At 74.1% G+C, this 13175-nt stretch carries 12 protein-coding genes; 3 read left to right on the top strand and 9 right to left on the bottom strand.

Annotated elements, in window-relative coordinates; translation table 11 throughout:
- Nucleotides 1-1343: 1343 nt before the first annotated feature.
- From era to O4U47_RS00445, 6 genes are all read right to left on the bottom strand, one after another.
- Nucleotides 1344-2315 (bottom strand): GTPase Era, encoded by a 972-nt coding sequence (era, locus tag O4U47_RS00470; protein ID WP_270675289.1) that lies wholly within the window; start codon nt 2313-2315, stop codon nt 1344-1346.
- Between the two features lie 64 nt (nt 2316-2379).
- Nucleotides 2380-2730 carry a cytidine deaminase gene (locus tag O4U47_RS00465; protein ID WP_270674900.1) on the bottom strand — a complete coding sequence of 117 codons (351 nt, stop codon included), beginning with the start codon at nt 2728-2730 and terminating at the stop codon, nt 2380-2382.
- Nucleotides 2727-4055: a hemolysin family protein gene (locus O4U47_RS00460; protein ID WP_270674897.1), complete on the bottom strand. Its 1329-nt coding sequence runs from the start codon at nt 4053-4055 to the stop codon at nt 2727-2729. The genes O4U47_RS00465 and O4U47_RS00460 overlap by 4 nt, the downstream gene beginning before the upstream one ends.
- Nucleotide 4056: 1 nt before the next feature.
- Nucleotides 4057-4545, bottom strand: coding sequence for an rRNA maturation RNase YbeY (gene ybeY / locus O4U47_RS00455; RefSeq protein WP_270674894.1), 489 nt, complete (start codon nt 4543-4545; stop codon nt 4057-4059).
- Nucleotides 4546-4590: 45 nt separating this feature from the next.
- Entirely contained in the window at nt 4591-5688 is a 1098-nt protein-coding gene (locus O4U47_RS00450; protein ID WP_270674893.1) for a PhoH family protein, read from the bottom strand.
- 130 nt (nt 5689-5818) lie between these two features.
- Nucleotides 5819-6205 (bottom strand): histidine triad nucleotide-binding protein, encoded by a 387-nt coding sequence (locus O4U47_RS00445; protein WP_270674890.1) that lies wholly within the window; start codon nt 6203-6205, stop codon nt 5819-5821.
- Nucleotides 6206-6785: 580 nt separating this feature from the next.
- Between O4U47_RS00445 and O4U47_RS00440 the strand changes: the two genes are divergently transcribed.
- Together O4U47_RS00440 and O4U47_RS00435 are read left to right on the top strand one after the other, a co-directional pair.
- Nucleotides 6786-7319 carry a SigE family RNA polymerase sigma factor gene (locus O4U47_RS00440; RefSeq protein WP_270675287.1) on the top strand — a complete coding sequence of 178 codons (534 nt, stop codon included), beginning with the start codon at nt 6786-6788 and terminating at the stop codon, nt 7317-7319.
- The gene (locus tag O4U47_RS00435) at nt 7316-8113 is read left to right on the top strand and encodes a hypothetical protein (protein ID WP_270674888.1); all 798 of its coding nucleotides are present in this window, start codon (nt 7316-7318) and stop codon (nt 8111-8113) included. The genes O4U47_RS00440 and O4U47_RS00435 overlap by 4 nt, the downstream gene beginning before the upstream one ends.
- Before the next feature lie 328 nt (nt 8114-8441).
- Here O4U47_RS00435 and O4U47_RS00430 read toward each other — a convergent pair whose 3' ends face one another.
- Genes O4U47_RS00430 through hrcA form a run of 3 tightly spaced genes read right to left on the bottom strand, consistent with a single transcriptional unit; the run spans nt 8442 to nt 11380 of the window.
- Nucleotides 8442-9218 (bottom strand): 16S rRNA (uracil(1498)-N(3))-methyltransferase, encoded by a 777-nt coding sequence (locus O4U47_RS00430; RefSeq protein WP_270674886.1) that lies wholly within the window; start codon nt 9216-9218, stop codon nt 8442-8444.
- Complete coding sequence (gene dnaJ, locus O4U47_RS00425) at nt 9218-10366, bottom strand: molecular chaperone DnaJ (protein WP_270674884.1); 1149 nt, start codon at nt 10364-10366, stop codon at nt 9218-9220. Before dnaJ ends, O4U47_RS00430 begins: the two co-directional genes overlap by 1 nt.
- Nucleotides 10367-11380: a heat-inducible transcriptional repressor HrcA gene (gene hrcA / locus O4U47_RS00420; protein ID WP_270674882.1), complete on the bottom strand. Its 1014-nt coding sequence runs from the start codon at nt 11378-11380 to the stop codon at nt 10367-10369.
- A gap of 447 nt (nt 11381-11827) precedes the next feature.
- Here hrcA and O4U47_RS00415 point away from each other — a divergent pair, with 447 nt between their 5' ends.
- Nucleotides 11828-12640 (top strand): DUF3097 domain-containing protein, encoded by an 813-nt coding sequence (locus O4U47_RS00415; protein WP_408638909.1) that lies wholly within the window; start codon nt 11828-11830, stop codon nt 12638-12640.
- The last annotated feature ends 535 nt before the right edge of the window (nt 12641-13175 follow it).

Here is a 13175-nt window from a genome sequence, read left to right as displayed (position 1 = left end):
TGGGCGCTTGTCGCGTGATCAGGTCGCGAAATCGCCGCGCGGGATGGCCCCGGGCCGCGCGTGGCGCCCGAAAGGCGGGTTCCGGCCCGGCCGCTACCGGCGCGGTGTCTGTTTCGCCCGGTTCCGAGGGGGCCGAGGCTCCTCCTGCGCCCTGATCGAAGCCCGGAGCGGTAGCGCGGGCGGCGGGAGTGCGCGGTCATCGCGATTCCAGAACACGTTCTGCCCCCAGGAGAGCCCCAAACGGCACACTGGGACCGTTTGCCGCCCCCGTTGTCACTGCGTGTAGCCAATATCGGCCCGGAGTGGACTCCAAGGCGCCCGGCGGGGGCGCCCGGACACTCCCGCGACCTCTCGGCGCCCGAGGTGAACGCCTCATACAGGCACGAACCGGGCATTCCGATTCCAGAACCTGTTCTGGAATCGTCGACTTCGCACGCCTGGAGCCCTCGCGGGGGTCGCTGAGCGCGCTTTCCGGCCCTCTCACCCCTTAACGCGGAGTGTTCACCCAGGTCACAGCCCTGCCGGGTTCGGTGCGGGCCCGGCAGGAGCGGGTCCGGGCGCCAGAGAGGGCGAACCCCGACCCCCGAGTCTCACCATGCGAGAGGATCTCCGTCGAGGGGTGCACGTTGGTTGAGACCGCCGCCGGATCCGGGCAATCGGCCGCATCCCGGCGAACCGGAACCCGCTTTTAGGGCACCATGAACCCCCTCGGGCATCCAGCGTGGCGAAAGAGACGCTTCTCGCGTGATCGGGTGGTGAATCCGCCACAGGGGATCGCCGAACCCTCCCACCTGCGCCCGGTATGCCCGGATTGCGTCCCCCGGGCGCCCCCTCGCTGCCCACCCGGACCGCGAGGAGCCCGCCGGACGACAGGCAAGTCCGGGGAACCGGCTCGCTTCTGCCGTCGCCGCCCATCCACCTGGCACCCCGGCGACCCGGCGGACGGCCGAGGCCCGTCAGCGGGGTACCGGCCGAGCCGCCCCGCCCACCCGGACCGCGAGGAGCCCGCCGGACGACAGGCAAGTCCGGGGAACCGGCTCGCTTCTGCCGTCGCCGCCCATCCACCTGGCACCCCGGCGACCCGGCGGACGGCCGAGGCCCGTCAGCGGGGTACCGGCCGAGCCGCCCCGCCCACCCGGACCGCGAGGAACCCGCCGCCCGGCAAGCAGGCCCGGGGAATCGCCCAGCTCTCGCCGTCGCTGCCGGCCACCGGGACCACGCACACACCAGGCAGCCGACAACGCTCCAGGTAGGACCGCCGACCTTCGTCGCCGCCCTCTACCTCGCACCCCGGCGGCCCGGCGGACGGCCGGGGCCCGTCACTGGGGTACCCGCCGAGCCGCCTATGTCTGCTGGTCGAAGCCCAGTCTCCGGAGCTGCTTCGGGTCGCGCTGCCAGTCCTTGGCGACCTTCACTCGCAGGTCCAGGTAGACCCTCCGGCCCAGGAGGGCCTCGATCTGGCGGCGGGCCTCGATGCCCACGTGGCGCAGGCGCGCCCCCTTGGTGCCGATGACGATGGCCTTCTGGCTGGAGCGCTCGACGTACAGGGACGCGTAGATGTCGGTGAACTCGCGGCCCGGGGCGGTGGTCGGGCGGTCGGTCATCTCGTCGACCACGACCGCGATGGAGTGCGGCAGCTCATCGCGGACCCCCTCCAGGGAGGCCTCCCGGACCAGCTCGGCGACCAGCATCTCGTCCGGCTCGTCGGTCAGGTCGCCGTCGGGGTAGAGCGGCGGCCCCTCCGGCAGGTGGGCGCACAGCACCCCCGCCGCCTCCTCCAGGTTCTCGCCGCTCTCGGCCGAGACCGGGACGATGTCGGCCCACTCCCCCAGCTCCTGCACGGCCAGGAGCTGCTCGGCGACCCGCTTGCGGTCGGTCTTGTCGGTCTTGGTGACCAGGGCCACCACCGGAGTGTCGCGCTGGGCGGCCAGCTCGCGGGCGATGTAGGTGTCTCCGCGGCCGATCGGCTCGTCCGCGGGCACGCAGAAGCCGATCATGTCGACCTCGACCAGGGTGGAGCGCACCAGGCTGTCCAGCCGCTCCCCCAGCAGGGTGCGGGGCTTGTGCAGCCCCGGCGTGTCGACCACGATGAGCTGGGCGTCCTCGCGGTGCACGATGCCGCGCACCGTGCGCCGGGTGGTCTGCGGGCGGTTGCTCGTGATGGCGACCTTCTGCCCCACCAGCGCGTTCATCAGGGTCGACTTGCCCACGTTGGGGCGGCCCACGAAGCACGCGAAGCCGCTGCGGAACCCCTCGGGCACGGCGGTGGCGCCCGGCAGCGGGGCGCGGAGTCTGTCGAGGTCGAGCTCGTCCATGGTCGTCATGTCTCGAATCATGCGGGGTGGGGCGGGCGGGGCGCGGTGCCCCGCCCGGCCCGGGTCAGGTGCGGTCGACGGAGCCCGGGGTGCCGTCGGGGGCGGCGGTGATCAGCACGCCCGTCTTGAGGTCGGCGGCGACGTCGCGGTCCTCGCCGCGCAGCGCCTCCTCCTCGGTCACCACCGCGGCGGCCTCCAGGTGCTCGGCCTCGCTGGCGACCGCGGCCGCCACCGCGGCCTGCAGCGCGGTCAGCCGCAGGTGCGGCAGCTCCACGGTGACGGCGGTGTAGGTGCGGCCGGTCTCGTCGCGCACCGCCGCGCCCTCGGCGGCGCCGGTGCGCGCCCGCGAGGCGCGGGCGAGGGTGACGAGCTTGCTGTCCTCGGCGCCCAGCTCGGGGGCGTTGGTGTCGGTCACTGCTCTCCTTCGTCCGGTCCGGGTGGCGGGTCCAGCCGCTCCACCAGCACCGTCGCGGTCCGGTTGCGGCGGCCGGCGGGGTCTTCGGCGGTGAGCCTCAGCCCAGCGTAGTCGGCCTGGGACCCGCTGATCGGCACCCGGCCCAGCGCGTAGGCGAGCAGCCCGCCCACCGTGTCCACGTCGGGCGCGTCCAGGTCCGCGCCGAAGTGCCCGGCGAGCTCGCCCAGCGGCAGCCGCGCGGTCACCCGGGCGCGCCCCTCGCCCAGGTCCTGGATGGGCGGCACCTCGTCGTCGTACTCGTCGGTGATCTCCCCGACGATCTCCTCGACGATGTCCTCGATCGTGACCAGCCCGGCGGTGCCGCCGTACTCGTCGATCACCACCGCCATGTGGATGCGCTGCCGCTGCATCTGCCGCAGCAGCTCGTCGATGGGCTTGGAGTCGGGCACGTAGGAGGCCGGGCGCATGGCCGCCCGCGCCGACGGCACGGGCGGTGCCGCCGTCCCGGCCGCGGTGGCGGCCTCGGCCTCGGCCCAGTGGTCGCGCATCCGGGCGGTGAGGTCCTTGAGGTAGACGATGCCGACGACGTCGTCCTCGTCCTCCCCGGTGACCGGGATGCGGGAGAAGCCGCTGCGCAGGGCCAGCGATAGGCACGCGTCGAGGTCGTCGGCGGCGGAGGCGAACACGATGTCGGTGCGCGGCACCATCACCTCCCGCACCACCGTGTCGTCGAGCTTGAACACCGAGTGGATCATCTGCCGCTCGTCGGCGTCGATGACGTGCCCCCGCTCGGCGAGGTCGACCAGCCGGCGCAGCTCCTCCTCGCTGCTGAACGGCCCGCCGCGCTCGCCCTTGTTGCGCGGGGTGAGCGCCCGCCCGAGCCGCACCAGCAGCTGCGCGGGCGGCCCCAGCACGACCGCGGGCCAGGCCAGCAGCACCGCGGTGGCCTCGCCGACCTGCACGGAGAACTGCCGCCCCAGGATCCGCGGGGTGACCCCCATGAGGACGTACTCCACCGGGAACATGACCGCGGCGGTGAGGGCGGCCGCCCCCCAGGTGGGCCCGAACAGCGTGACGGCGCCGACGCCGAAGGCGACCACCGCCAGCACCTCGAAGGCCACCCGCAGCAGCAGCACCAGGTTGAGGGTGCGCGCCGAGTCGGAGGTCAGCGCCTCCAGCCGGGCGCGGCGGCGCTCGGGGAGCGCGCCGGCGGGCCCGGCGGCCCCGGCGGCGACCCGGGTGACGGCGATCTCCGCGGCCACCAGGAAGGCGGCCGCCAGGCCGAACGCCGCGGCGGCGAGGAACGCGACCGGCGCGGTGGCCACCTCACCCCTCCCGGGTCTCGGCGGTGCGCGAGGCCTCCGCCGCGCTGGGCCGCCACCCCATGAGCAGCTCGGCCTGCAGGCCGAACATCTGCGCCCGCTCGTCGGGTTCGCCGTGGTCGTAGCCGAGCAGGTGCAGGATGCCGTGCGTGCACAGCAGGTCCAGCTCGTCCTGGGCGCCGTGCCCGCCCTCCTCGGCCTGGCGGGCCGCCACCTGCGGGCAGATGACGACGTCGCCGAGCTGGCCCGGGTCGCTGGTGCGCTCCGGGCCGCCGGGCCTCAGCTCGTCCATCGGGAAGGACATCACGTCGGTGGGTCCGGGCAGGTCCATCCACCGCTGGTGGAGCTCGGCCATGGGCTCCTCGTCCACCAGCACCACCGACAGCTCGGCGAGCGGGTGCACCCGCATCGCGTCGAGGACGTAGCGGGCCAGCTCGGACAGGGCCGTCTCGTCGACCGGGACGCCGGACTCGTTCGCGACGTCGATACTCATCGTCTTGCGCGCCTTACTCGTGTGCTCCGCTGCTCCGCCGGGGGCTCAGTCGCCCTCGGCCCGGCGGCCCTGCTCGGCCTGCCGGCCCCGGCCCTGGCTCTGTCCCCGACCCTGGTCACGGCCGCCGCCGTGGCCCCGGTCGCCCCCCTGGCCGCGGTCGCGGTCCCGGGCGCGGCCGCCGTCGTAGCGCCCGTAGGCGTCCACGATGGCGCTCACCAGCTTGTGCCGGACCACGTCCTCGCTGGCCAGGCGGCGGAACCCGATGTCGTCGATCCCCGAGAGGATGTTCTCGATCGTCCTCAGGCCGCTGGAGGTGCCGCTGGGCAGGTCGACCTGGGTGACGTCGCCGGTGACGACGATCTTGGAGCCGAAGCCGAGCCGGGTCAGGAACATCTTCATCTGCTCGGGCGAGGTGTTCTGCGCCTCGTCGAGGATGATGAAGGAGTCGTTGAGGGTGCGCCCGCGCATGTAGGCCAGCGGGGCCACCTCGATCGTGCCCGCCGACATCAGCTTGGGGATGCTGTCCGGGTCGAGCATGTCGTGCAGCGCGTCGTAGAGCGGCCGCAGGTACGGGTCGATCTTCTCGTACAGGGTCCCGGGCAGGAACCCGAGCCGCTCGCCGGCCTCGACCGCCGGGCGGGTCAGGATGATCCGGTTGACCTGCTTGTTCTGCAGTGCCTTGACCGCCTTGGCCATGGCCAGGTAGGTCTTGCCGGTCCCGGCCGGGCCGATGCCGAACACGATGGTGTGCCGGTCGATGGCGTCGACGTAGCGCTTCTGGTTGAGCGTCTTGGGGCGGATCGTCCGTCCGCGCGCCGACAGGATGTCGGCGGTCAGGACCTCGGCGGGGCGCTCGCCGGAGGGCTCGCGCAGCATCGCCAGGGTGCGGTCGATCGCGTCGGGGGTGATGTGCGTGCCGTTCTTCACCAGTTCCAGCAGCTCTTCGATGAGCCGCACGACCAGCGAGGTCTCCTCGGGGGAGCCGCTGATGGTGATCTCGTTGCCGCGGACGTGGATGTCGCTCTCGAAGGCCCTCTCGACGGTGCGGAGCAGCTCGTCCTCGGGACCGAGCAGGGCGACCATCATGTGCTCTTCCGGCACGACGATCTTGACCTGGGTGCTGTTCTGCGTTGTCTCGACCATGGGTCGGCCTCGCGGCCTTCTCGCCCCTGCCTCTCGCGTTCCACGTGGTCGCTTGCGGCGACCCCTTCACCTTATCCCAATGGGCCCTGGGCCCGGTTTGTTCCCAGGGGCTCCCGGCCCCGCCCGGCGCCTACCCGGGGGGCCACTCCATGCCGCGCCCGCCCAGCAGGTGGGCGTGCACGTGGAAGACGGTCTGGCCGGCCCCGGTGCCGGTGTTGAAGACCAGGCGGTAGTCGGAGCCGATGCCCTCGCCCCGGGCGACCTCCTGGGCCTCCCGGGCGAGCTCGTCGACCAGCCCGGTCCCCGCGCGCGCCGCCGCGGCCACGTCGGGGTGGTGCTCGCGCGGGATCACCAGCACGTGCGTGGGCGCCTGCGGGTTGATGTCGCGGAAGGCGACCGTGCGCTCGCCCTCGCGGACGATCTCGGCCGGCACCTCGCCGACGACGATCTTGCAGAACAGGCACTCGGGGTCGCTCTGGGCCACCTGCGTCCTCTCCCATCCGGTCGCTGATCGCATCCCCCGGGGGCGGCCTGGTGGGCCCCCGGGGCCGGGCTCCGCCCCCTCGAACCGCCCGGCGGCCGCCGGGGACCGTTCGGAGGGTGTTCCGGGCCCGCACCCATCATGCCGTAGACGGGGGACGGCGAGGGGGACCGCGCCGGACCGGGTCCGTCGCCGCGGCCGCCGCCGGGACCGCCGGTGCGCCCGGTTCGGGACCTTCGGTTCCGGATCCGGCGGCTTCCGGCCGTTTCGCAGCGGGCGCCGCCCCCGCTCCTCTACCGTGGTCCGCGGCCCGGCGGGAGGACCGCACCGCGCCGACGCCCGGACCGTGACCCATCCGTGAGGTTGCGGCCGCGTGCGGCGGGGAAGCACAATCGGCGAACCCTCCGCGATTCGCCGCCGTTGCGGGCTATTCTGTTCCTTCGCGTGGCTTCGCCCATGGCGTCCTCCTCACCCCCGGGGCCCCTCCCCCGCGGACCGGCGCCGGGGTGCACGCGCGGTGGCATGTGCAGGACCACACTCCTCAACGAGAAGAATAGGTATGCCCTTTCGTAAACCCGGCGACAAGGGCGCGCGTCGAACGGACGTGACGGAGACCATGGTCGCGGGGACGACCGCGGCGGCAGCGACAGCGATCGAGTGGGACGCGGACCAGGCCGTGACCCGCCTCTACAGCGAGCACTACCGGCCGCTGGTGCGGCTGGCGGCCCTCCTCGTGCGCGACCACGCCACCGCCGAGGAGGTCGTCCAGGACGCCTTCGTGGCGATGCACGGCGCCTGGCGCAGGCTCAGGGACCCCAACAAGGCCCTGTCCTACCTGCGCCAGTCGGTGGTCAACCGCGCGCGCTCGGTACTGCGGCACCGGGCGGTGGTGGAGAAGCACGCGCCCAAGGCCCTGCCCGACGCGCCCAGCGCCGAGCAGGGCGCCCTGGGCGAGCTTGAGCGCGCCGCGGTCATCGCCGCGCTGCGCAAGCTGCCGACCCGCCAGCGGGAGGCCATCGTCCTGCGCTACTACGGCGACCTGTCCGAGGCCCAGATCGCGGACGCGATGGGCATCAGCCGCGGCGCCGTCAAGAGCCATACGGCACGGGGCATCGCCGCGCTCCGCTCGGTTCTGGAGCAGACGACATGAGCGAACCATTCGACGAGGGCACCGAGGAGCGGCTGCGCGCGGTCCTGCGCGCGGAGGCCGACTCCGTGGAGCCGTCCCCTGAGGCGCTGAGCGCGATCAGGGAGCGCACCCAGAACCGGCGCTCTCCGCTGTGGACGGGGCTGCCCTGGCTGCGCCCGGTGATGGCGGTGGGCGCGGCGGCCGCCATCGCGGGGAGCGTGCTGATGGGCACGCCGCAGCTGCGCGAGCAGATCTTCTTCGCCGCCCACGAGGCCGGGACCCCTGAACAGGAGCGGCCGGACGGCGGCGGGGCGGGCGAGGCCACCGACGACACCGGCCATGCCGAGCGCCCCTCGCAGGACGGCGGCGGGGCGGGCGGGAACGGCGGCGGCGCCCCTTCTCCGGACGCGGACGAGGACGGCGAGAGCAGCATCACGGGCATGCCGGAGCACTGCCGCACCCCGCCGCCCGACGGGGACCCGCCCGTGCCGACGGCGACGAGCGAGCAGGAGTCGAAGGCACCCGGGGACGGCGCGTCCGCCCCGGACCCCGAGTGCGACCCGGACCAGCCCCCTGGTGACGGCGGTGGCGATACCGGCGGCGATACCGGCGGCGACGGTTCCGGCGACGGCGGCGGTGACGGGGGCGGCGACACCGGCGGCGGTGGCGACGACGGCTCCGGTGACGGCGGTGGCGACACCGGCGGTGACGGGGGCGGCGACGGCGGCACCGACGGAGGCGGCGGAACGCCTTCACCCGACCCCGGCACAGGCGGGACGACCGACGGCGGAACGACGGACGCACCCGCGGAGTAGCGGGTGCGGCCCTCGTTCAGGGCCCTGACCGTTTCAGGGCCCTGAACGCCGCCCTACGTGTCGGCGGGCGCCGCCCGGCCAGCCCGCCGGGGCCCGGCGCGGTGCGGGTGCTTGAGAACCGTAAGAGAAGAACGGGGCGCCACCGGATCCCTCCGGCGGCGCCCCGACGCCCGTTGATCTTCGGGAAAACGACGCTACAAGCGCGGGTTCAGCCACTCCAGAGGACGTACCTCTCCACCTCCTGCTGGGCGACCGCACGCGACCACCACGAGCGAAGCCCCCGCGCCGAGCGCAGCGGCCCAGGCGTCTCAGTCCCACCAGCGGCGTCTCACCAGCGGCCGCAGCGCGCCTGCAGCACGGCCAGCGCCGCGACGCCCGCGGTCGACGTGCGCAGCACCGTCGGCCCGAGCAGGGCGCGCCGGGCTCCGGCGGCGTCGAACTCCTCCAACTCCGCCTCGCTCACCCCGCCCTCGGGGCCCACGGCCAGCACGATCCCCTCGCCCTCATCGGGTCCTCCGGAGGCACCGTGCTCTCCGCGGGAACCGACGCCGGGGAGGACCACCTGCGACAGCGGCGACCCCGCCTCCTCGTGCAGCACCAGCCCCAGGCCGGCCTTGCCGAGCAGCGCCGCGGCGCCGTCCCGGCCCACCGGCTCGGCGACCTCGGGCACCCGGGCGCGGCGGGCCTGCTTGGCGGCCTCCCGCGCCGTCGAGCGCCACTTGGCCAGGGACTTGGCGGCGCGGTCGCCCTTCCACCGGGCGACGCACCGCTCGGCCGCCCACGGCACGATCCGGTCCACCCCGGCCTCGGTCATCATTTCCACGGCGAGTTCGCCGCGGTCCCCCTTGGGCAGCGCCTGCAGCACGGTCAGGCGCGGGCGCGGCTCGGGCTCGGTACGCCGTTCGCGCACCGCGCACACCACCGTGTCCTTGCCGACCTCGGTGACGGTGCACCGGGCGCGCACGCCCGCACCGTCCACCAGGTCGAGCTCCTCACCCGGCCCGATGCGGCGCACCGCGGCCGCGTGCCGCCCCTCGGGGCCGCGCAGCACCGCGGTGTCGCCGTCCAGCCCGCCCTCCTCGGCGAGGAAGACCGGAGCGGTCATCAGCGGGCCCCGAAGGCGTCCCGCAACCGGGAGAACAGCCCGCTGTGCCCGGGGCTGAACCTGCCCGGGGGCTGGGTCTCGCCGCGCAGTTCGGCGAACTTGCGCAGCAGCGCCTCCTGCTCCTCGTCGAGCTTGGCCGGGGTCTCCACGTCGACCTGGATCATCAGGTCGCCGCGGCCGCCGCCGTCCAGGTGCTTGACGCCCTTGTCGGACAGGGTGATGACGTGCCCGGAGTTGGTGCCCGGACGCAGGTCGATCTCCTCGGTGCCGTCGAGCGTCTCGAAGGTGAACGAGGCGCCGAGCGCCGCCGCGGTCATCGGCACCGTTATCGTGCAGTGCAGGTCGTCCCCGCGGCGCTCGAACACCGGGTGCGGGCGCTGCACGATCTCCAGGAAGATGTCGCCGCGCGGCCCGCCGTTCGGCCCCACCTCGCCTTCCCCGGCGAGCTGGATCTGGGTGCCGTCCTCGACGCCCGCGGGGATCTGCACCTTGCGGGTGACGCGCTCGCGCTGGCGCCCCTCTCCCGCGCAGTCCGCGCACGGGTCGGTGATGACGCTGCCCTGGCCCGAGCACTGCGGGCACGGGCGGGTCGTCATGACCTGGCCCAGGAACGACCGGGTGACCTGGGAGACCTCGCCGCGGCCCTGGCACATGTCGCAGGTGTGGCGGCTGGTGCCCTTGGCGGTCCCCTCGCCCTGGCAGGTGTCGCACAGGACGGCGGTCGGGAACGTCACGTCCTTGGTGACGCCGAACGCGGTCTCGGACAAGTCCAGCTCGACGCGGATCTTGATGCTGCGCCCGCGCCGCACCCGGTCCCGCGCGCCGCCCCGGCCGCCCCCGGCCTGGCCGCCGAAGAAGGCGTTCATGATGTCGTCGAAGGGGAACCCGGCCGCGCCGAAGCCGCCGCCGGGGCCGCCCGCCCCGCCGCCGGGCGCGAACGGGTCGGCGCCCATGTCGAACATGCGGCGCTTCTCGTCGTCGGAGAGGACCTCGTAGGCCTGGGTCACTTCTTTGAAGCGCTCTTGGGTGGCCGGGTCGGGGTTGACGTCGGGATGCAGCTCCCGAGCGAGCCGACGGTACGCCTTCTTGATCTCGTCCTTGGACGCGTCCCGGCGCACACCGAGGATCTCGTAATAGTCTCTCGCCACTTACTGCCCCGCCAGAATCGAAGAAATGTACCGAGCCACCGCGCGTACCGCTCCCATCGTTCCCGGATAGTCCATGCGTGTCGGTCCGACCACCCCGAGCTTGGCCAGGGTCTGATCGCCCATCCCGTACCCGGCGGAGACGATGGAGGTGCCCCTCAGGCCCTCGTAGGGGTTCTCCGCGCCGATGCTCACGGTCAGCATGGAGGGATCACCCGCCTCACCGAGCAAACGGATCAGGACCACGTTTTCTTCCAGGGCCTCCAGCACGTCCCGCAGGCCGGCCGTGAAGCCCATCCGTGCCAGGTTGGCCGTGCCGCCCAGCACCACCTTCTCCTCGTGCCGCTCGACCAGGGTCTCCAGCAGCACCGACAGCACCGAGGCCGTCATCTGCCGGTCCTCGGGGGGCGCCTGGGCGGCCAGGTCGGCCACGGCGCCCGGGACGTCGGTCAGCCACTGCCCGGCGGTGGTCTGGTTGAGGATCTGGCGCAGCCGGTCCACGCCCTCCTCGTCCACGGCGTCCAAGTGGTCGATGACGCGCTGCTCGACCCGGCCGGTGTTGGTGATGAGGACCATCATCACCCGGTGCGGGCCCAGCGGCACCAGTTCCACGTGCTGGACGTAGGAGCGGGTGAGGGAGGGGTACTGGACGATGGCGACCTGCCGGGTGAGCTGCGCCAGCAGGCGCACCGTCCGGGCCACGATCTCGTCCAGGTCGACGGCGCCGCCCAGGAAGGACTCGATGGCGCGGCGCTCGGCCGCCGACAGCGGCTTGACCGTGGACAGGCGGTCGACGAACAGGCGGTACCCCTTGTCGGTGGGGATGCGCCCGGCGCTGGTGTGCGGCTGGGCGATGTAGCCCTCCTCCTCCAGCGCCACCATGTCGTTGCGGATCGTGGCCGGGGACACGCCCAGGGAGTGGCGCTCGGCGAGGGCTTTGGAGCCCACCGGCTCGTTCGTGGACACGTAGTCCTCGACGATGGCACGCAGAACGGCCAGCTTGCGGTCGTCGAGCACGCGCTCACCTCCTGGCACTCCGTGGTCTTAAGTGCTAATTCTATGCGCCCCGGTCCAACCGCCTCGGGACCTGCCCCGACGGAGGCCGCGGTCCGGGCCGCGCACGGCTCCGGACGCCCCGGCCGGGGCGCGGCACCGCGGTGGGCCCTCCGGAGCATGGCACATGCGCGCACCCCGACGTCGCATCGCCGACACCCGGGGGCCACCTGCGGCGGGGCGCCGCGGACCGCGCGGAGGCGGGGGCCGCGGCCGGGGATCCCCGGGGTGCGGCGGCCGCGGCTCGGCGGCCGCCCCGGGCGGCACGGCACCCCCACGGGCCCCACGCGCCGCACGTGGCCTTGCCCACCCCGCGCGGCCCGCCCCGGATCACGGAGACCCCGGCTCCGCGCCCCGTCTGCCACTACAATCCCCGCCGTGCCTAAGAATTCCGACAGATACGGCTCGGACGTGCTGGCGGGCGACTGGCGGCGGCCGCACAAGGACCGTGTCGCCGAGGTCGAGCTGGAGCCGGGCCTCGTCCTGGAATCGGCCGACGAGGGCTTCTGCGGGGCCGTGGTGGCCTGGGACAAGTCGACCGTCACCTTGGAGGACCGGCAGGGGGCGACCCGCGTCTTCCAGCTGGAGCCCGCGGCGTTCCTGGTCGACGGGCGGCCCGCGACGGCGGTCCGGCCCTCCTCCCCCTCCCCCTCGCCCTCGGGCCCACTGCTCAGCGCCTCCGGTTCGGTGGCGGTGCGCGGGGCGTCCGCGCGCGTGGCGCGGGAGAGCCGCATCTACGTCGAAGGGGTGCACGACGCCGAGCTGGTCGAACGGATCTGGGGCCACGACCTGCGCGTCGAGGGCGTGGCCGTGGAGTACCTGGAGGGCGTCGACCACCTCCCGGCCATCGTGGAGGAGTTCGGGCCGGGCCCGCAGCGGCGCCTCGGCGTGCTCGTGGACCACCTGGTCCCGGGGTCGAAGGAGAGCCGGATCGCCGAACGGGTCTCCTCCCCGCACGTGCTGGTCACCGGTCACCCGTTCATCGACGTGTGGCAGGCTGTGAAGCCCTCGGTGCTGGGCATCGGGGCCTGGCCGGAGGTGCCGCGCGGCACGCCCTGGAAGGAGGGGGTGCTGCGGGCGCTGGGCATCCGCGAGGAGCCCGGGGAGGCGTGGCGGCGCATCCTCGGCGCGGTCCGGTCGTACAAGGACGTGGAACCGGAGCTGCTCGGGCGCGTCGAAGAGTTGATCGACTTCGTCACGGTGCCGCCCGCGATGCAAGACTAGGGCGGAACCGCAGTATCGGCGCGGCGCGCGGTCGCCGGGCGCCCGCAGGCGCCCTCCCCGGACCGCGGCACCACGCAATCGGCAAGCCAATAGGGACGACATGAGCGAGACCCCGCCCAATCAGCACCAGCCCCAGGACCCCGCGCAGGGACCGGGCGGAGCCGCGCCCGGCGCCTCGGGCCCTGGAACCGGCGGCCGGCCGGGGTTCGCGCCGCAGTCGCCCCAGCAGCCGCAGGGGCCGCCCCCGCAGCAGCCGGGGCACACCCCGCCGGGCGGAGGCCCGGCGCCCCAGGCGCCGCACCCCGGCGGCGGATACCCCGGTACCGCCCCGCAGCCGTCGCCGTACCCCCAGCAGCAGCCGCAGGGAGGGCCGCAGGGCGGCCCGCGGATGGCACCTCCCGGCGGCCCCGTTCCCCCCGGGGCGCCCGCCCCGGGCCAGGGTGCGCCCGGTCAGCCCGTGACGGGACAGCAGCCCGCAATGGGCGGGATGCCGGGCCCGGCGGTCCCCGGGTTCCCGGGTGGCGGCCCGGTCCCG

The organism is Nocardiopsis suaedae, from assembly GCF_027706745.1.
In the GTDB taxonomy this organism is placed as follows: Bacteria; Actinomycetota; Actinomycetes; order Streptosporangiales; family Streptosporangiaceae; genus Nocardiopsis_A; species Nocardiopsis_A suaedae.
This window is presented reverse-complemented; position numbering and strand designations above follow the sequence as displayed.

Bases quoted from the DNA above. Each gene is read 5' to 3' on its own strand.
- era (WP_270675289.1), bottom strand. From the start codon at position 2,315: ATGGACGAGCTCGACCTCGACAGACTCCGCGCCCCGCTGCCGGGCGCC.
- ybeY (WP_270674894.1), bottom strand. From the start codon at position 4,545: ATGAGTATCGACGTCGCGAACGAGTCCGGCGTCCCGGTCGACGAGACG.
- O4U47_RS00450 (WP_270674893.1), bottom strand. From the start codon at position 5,688: ATGGTCGAGACAACGCAGAACAGCACCCAGGTCAAGATCGTCGTGCCG.
- O4U47_RS00445 (WP_270674890.1), bottom strand. From the start codon at position 6,205: ATGCGATCAGCGACCGGATGGGAGAGGACGCAGGTGGCCCAGAGCGAC.
- O4U47_RS00440 (WP_270675287.1), top strand. From the start codon at position 6,786: ATGGTCGCGGGGACGACCGCGGCGGCAGCGACAGCGATCGAGTGGGAC.
- O4U47_RS00435 (WP_270674888.1), top strand. From the start codon at position 7,316: ATGAGCGAACCATTCGACGAGGGCACCGAGGAGCGGCTGCGCGCGGTC.
- O4U47_RS00430 (WP_270674886.1), bottom strand. From the start codon at position 9,218: ATGACCGCTCCGGTCTTCCTCGCCGAGGAGGGCGGGCTGGACGGCGAC.